We start from the raw sequence: 4,192 nt of genomic DNA on the forward strand, positions 1-4,192 counted from the left end.
TACCATGGTCAACGTGGCCGATAGTACCGACGTTAACGTGCGGTTTTGTACGTTCAAACTTTTCTTTAGACATCGATTGTCCCTCTAAGACACGGATAAATCGGTGATATCACCACATCAACCGGGCAACATGCCCGACTTGTTGAATGCAATAAACTAGAGAGAAACAGGGGAGGAGAGATAAAGAAGTGGTGCTGATACCCAGAGTCGAACTGGGGACCTCACCCTTACCAAGGGTGCGCTCTACCAACTGAGCCATATCAGCACGTTTGGAGCGGGCAGCGGGAATCGAACCCGCATCATCAGCTTGGAAGGCTGAGGTAATAGCCATTATACGATGCCCGCATCCTGAAACTCGGCTACCCAGTTCTTTCTATAACAAAAAAAAGAGAAGCGTCTCTTTTTCTGTTTGAGCTGACCAGTTTAACCAATCAACTCTGGCTCCGCAAAGCGTTGCCGAAAGATGGTGGTGGGGGAAGGATTCGAACCTTCGAAGTCGATGACGGCAGATTTACAGTCTGCTCCCTTTGGCCGCTCGGGAACCCCACCAGGCACTTGATGGTGCCGACTACCGGAATCGAACTGGTGACCTACTGATTACAAGTCAGTTGCTCTACCTACTGAGCTAAGTCGGCATCAAGTAGCGCGCATTCTAGGGAGACCTGCGAGTTCATGCAACTAAAAAATTGCAGAAAATGTTCTATTGCTCACATTTTGTGCTCTGACGAGAAAAAATGGTGTAATTTCAAACAGAGCAGCACAAAAATACGCCAACCTTCTCCATAGAAACGATCGTCGAAGAGAGCAAAATCCTCTTCCAAACCGCTAAAGCGGCATCGATACATCGCAACCCGGTCACAATATTCACTGAATGAGCCGGATGCTTCTACTGAGAACTTTATATGCCCTTGCTAAACCATTCATCTCTGTGATGCTACCTTTAGAAAGCATCATTCAATGAGTTTTTTTCTTATTATTCCTCGCAATCTGGTGTTACCCTCCTGCCCATTGTCCTGATTAACTAGTGTGAAGCACTCCGCCTTCATGTCATTCGGCGGTTGCAAGAGCATGCTTATGAGCCTAAAAGAGCAAACGTTAATGACACCGTATCTACAATTTAACCGCGACCAATGGGCTGCACTTCGTGATTCCGTTCCGATGACGCTAACAGAAGAAGAAATCACGCGGTTAAAAGGCATCAACGAAGATCTTTCCCTGGAAGAAGTAGCGGAAATTTATTTGCCGCTGTCGCGTTTACTCAATTTCTATATCAGCTCCAATTTGCGCCGACAGGCTGTACTGGAACAATTCCTGGGCACCAACGGGCAACGCATTCCTTACATCATTAGCATTGCGGGTAGCGTGGCCGTCGGGAAAAGCACCACCGCGCGCGTACTCCAGGCTTTACTTAGCCGCTGGCCTGAACATCGTCACGTAGAATTGATTACTACGGATGGTTTTCTGCATCCTAACGCCGTACTGAAAGAGCGCGGCCTGATGAAGAAAAAAGGCTTCCCGCAGTCTTATGATATGCACCGCCTGGTAAAATTCGTCTCCGACCTGAAATCCGGGGTTCCTGACGCCACCGCGCCGGTCTATTCTCATCTGATTTATGACGTCATTCCTGATGGGGATAAAACCGTTACTCAGCCTGATATATTAATTCTTGAAGGATTAAATGTTCTGCAGAGCGGGATGGATTATCCTCACGATCCGCACCATGTATTTGTTTCGGACTTTGTGGATTTTTCAATTTATGTCGACGCGCCAGAAGAACTGCTTAAGACCTGGTATATCAACCGTTTTTTGAAATTTCGCGAAGGCGCATTTACCGACCCGGACTCCTATTTTCATAGCTATGCTCAGCTGTCTAAAGATGAAGCAATTAATGTTGCCACATCGCTCTGGAATGAGATTAATCTTCTGAATTTAAAAGAAAACATCCTACCGACACGCGAGCGAGCAAGCCTTATAATGACCAAAAGCGCAAACCACTCAGTTAATCAGGTGCGTTTAAGGAAATAAAGAAGGGAGCGTCAGCTCCCCTTTTTTTATTCCGCGCTTCGCAATGATATCTCACCGCCAATCCAGGGTTTTATTACCCCATCTTGCTCCAGTAATAATGCTCCTTGAGCATCAATGCCTCGAGAGATACCCACGACTTCTTTATCGCCAATAATAAGTTTAACCGGGCGATTAATAAAGTTATCCAGCTTTTCCCAGCGGGTCAGATAGGGTGCTAAGCCTTCGTTCTCAAAAAGTTTAAACCCCGCCCGCAGCTCTTTAATTAGACAAGCTGCTAACGTATTACGATCGATAGTCATCCCCGCTTCCTGCAGGCTGATCCAGCCCTGATTGACAACGTCAGACTCAACGCGGCGCATCATTAAATTAATCCCTGCGCCGCTAACGATATGCGCTGCGTCGCCGGTCTTCCCCGTCAGCTCGACCAGGATCCCGGAGAGTTTCCGGTCCTGCAAATAGAGGTCGTTCGGCCATTTTACCCGTACTTTATCCGCCCCCAGGCTTTGCAGCACTTCGGCAATCACGATCCCGATGACCAGGCTTAAACCAATAGCGGCGGCAGGGCCCTGCTCCAGTCGCCAGTACATTGATAGATAAAGATTAGATCCAAACGGAGAGAACCACTTACGCCCGCGGCGGCCGCGACCGGCCTGCTGATATTCAGCCACGCAGGCATCACCGGATTGCAGCTCACCGAGTCGGTCCATAAGATACTGGTTGGTGGAATCAATAACCGGTAGCACGGTGACCCGCCCGTGTTCAATCTGCCTGGCGATCTGCTCTTCATCCAGAAGCTGAATGGGCTCAGGTAAACTGTAGCCTTTACCCGGAACGGTGAAGACGTCAATTCCCCAGTCGCGTAACGTTTGAATGTGTTTGTTGATTGCGGCGCGGCTCATCCCTAAACGCTCACCAAGTTGTTCACCTGAATGGAATTCAGCGTCAGCTAATATGGATATCAGCGTCAGAGGGACGGTATAGTCTTTCATGCGATAGTCTCCTCGGCATTCACTTCGCCCGTTTCGCCAATAAAGCGCACTTCTGGTTGCAGCCAGATATCAAACTTTTCACCAACCTGCTGACGTACATAGTGTGCCAGCTTAACCACATCCTCACTGGTTGCTTGATTATCATTGATTAATACCAGTGCCTGCTGGCTGTGTACCGCTGCACCGCCAATCACTTTTCCTTTAAGCTGGCATTGATCGATAAGCCAGCCGGCGGCAAGCTTCATGCTGCCATCGGGCTGTGGATAGTGAGGGATGTTTGGATAGGCGGTCAGTAGCGCATTAGCCTTCTCCGTGCTAACAACCGGGTTCTTAAAGAAGCTTCCCGCATTTCCATTCACTTTTGGATCGGGAAGTTTGGTCATGCGCATATGGCATACGGCATCAAATACCTGTTGCGGAGTGACGGTTTGCGGATCCAGCCGGGTTAAATCGCCATAGGTCAAAACGGGCTGCCATGCCTTTGGTAAGATCAAACCAACGGCTACGATGGCATAGCGGTCCTGATACTCATGCTTAAAAATGCTATCCCGATAGCCAAAGCGACACTCAGCAGCGGTGAGTCGTTGCTTCTGCCCGGTCGCCAGCTCAATACAATCGACGTACTGGCAAACCTTTTTTAACTCAAGGCCATAAGCTCCAATATTTTGAATCGGCGAGGAGCCGGCGCAGCCAGGAATTAAGGCCAGATTTTCCAGACCAGGCATTCCATTATTTAGCGCAAACTGTACCAGCTGATGCCAGTTTTCTCCCGCGCCCACGTGCAAATGCCAGGCGTCAGGTGTTTCACTCACGTCTATCCCCATAATACGGTTGATAATCACCGTGCCGGAATAATCTTTCAGAAACAGGACGTTACTTCCCTCACCAAGGATCAGAGCTGGCTGGCGCTTTGCAACGGCATTCTGCCAGACATCCAGTAGCTGTTTTTCAGTTTCGGCGCGTACAATCGCGCTGGCGGAACGGTCAAGACCGAAGGTATTCCAGGGCTTAAGTGAGTGGCTCATAGTGGCTTCCAGATGCAAAATCTGCATTAGTTTACCGTATATAGCGAGGGAAGGCTTGCCCGATCGTCGTGGGTTGACGAGAGACCATGGCGTTATCAGGAGGAATTGTTAAACCCCGGAAACGCAAAAAGCCCATCCGTCAGGATGGGCTCT

The 4,192-nt window shown here is 49.1% G+C and carries 4 protein-coding genes and 4 tRNA genes; 1 reads left to right on the plus strand and 7 read right to left on the minus strand.

The window, feature by feature from the left end; genetic code table 11:
- The 5 genes from HMPREF3178_RS31805 to HMPREF3178_RS17670 form a co-directional block, all read right to left on the minus strand.
- On the minus strand, nucleotides 1-73 hold a 73-nt coding region (locus tag HMPREF3178_RS31805; protein WP_001560014.1), incomplete at its 3' end, for a hypothetical protein.
- Nucleotides 74-189: 116 nt separating this feature from the next.
- Nucleotides 190-265: transfer RNA gene (locus HMPREF3178_RS17655), tRNA-Thr, on the minus strand.
- A gap of 5 nt (nucleotides 266-270) precedes the next feature.
- Nucleotides 271-345 (minus strand) — tRNA-Gly (locus tag HMPREF3178_RS17660).
- Nucleotides 346-464: 119 nt separating this feature from the next.
- Nucleotides 465-549, minus strand: a tRNA-Tyr gene (locus HMPREF3178_RS17665).
- A 10-nt stretch (nucleotides 550-559) separates the two neighbouring features.
- Nucleotides 560-635: transfer RNA gene (locus HMPREF3178_RS17670), tRNA-Thr, on the minus strand.
- A 439-nt stretch (nucleotides 636-1,074) separates the two neighbouring features.
- On the opposite strand from HMPREF3178_RS17670, the gene coaA reads away from it, so the two are divergent.
- Nucleotides 1,075-2,025, plus strand: a complete 951-nt coding sequence (gene coaA, locus HMPREF3178_RS17675; RefSeq protein WP_004109734.1) for a type I pantothenate kinase — start codon at nucleotides 1,075-1,077, stop codon at nucleotides 2,023-2,025.
- Nucleotides 2,026-2,051: 26 nt separating this feature from the next.
- On the opposite strand, the gene birA is transcribed toward coaA, so the two are convergent.
- A complete protein-coding gene (gene birA, locus HMPREF3178_RS17680; protein WP_004109737.1) occupies nucleotides 2,052-3,014 on the minus strand; it encodes a bifunctional biotin--[acetyl-CoA-carboxylase] ligase/biotin operon repressor BirA in 963 nt (320 codons plus the stop codon).
- A complete protein-coding gene (gene murB / locus HMPREF3178_RS17685; protein ID WP_029496757.1) occupies nucleotides 3,011-4,039 on the minus strand; it encodes a UDP-N-acetylmuramate dehydrogenase in 1,029 nt (342 codons plus the stop codon). Before murB ends, birA begins: the two co-directional genes overlap by 4 nt.
- Nucleotides 4,040-4,192 lie beyond the last annotated feature (153 nt).

Origin of the sequence: Klebsiella sp. HMSC09D12 (genome assembly GCF_001808475.1) — a bacterium.
In the GTDB taxonomy this organism is placed as follows: domain Bacteria; phylum Pseudomonadota; class Gammaproteobacteria; order Enterobacterales; family Enterobacteriaceae; genus Klebsiella; species Klebsiella oxytoca.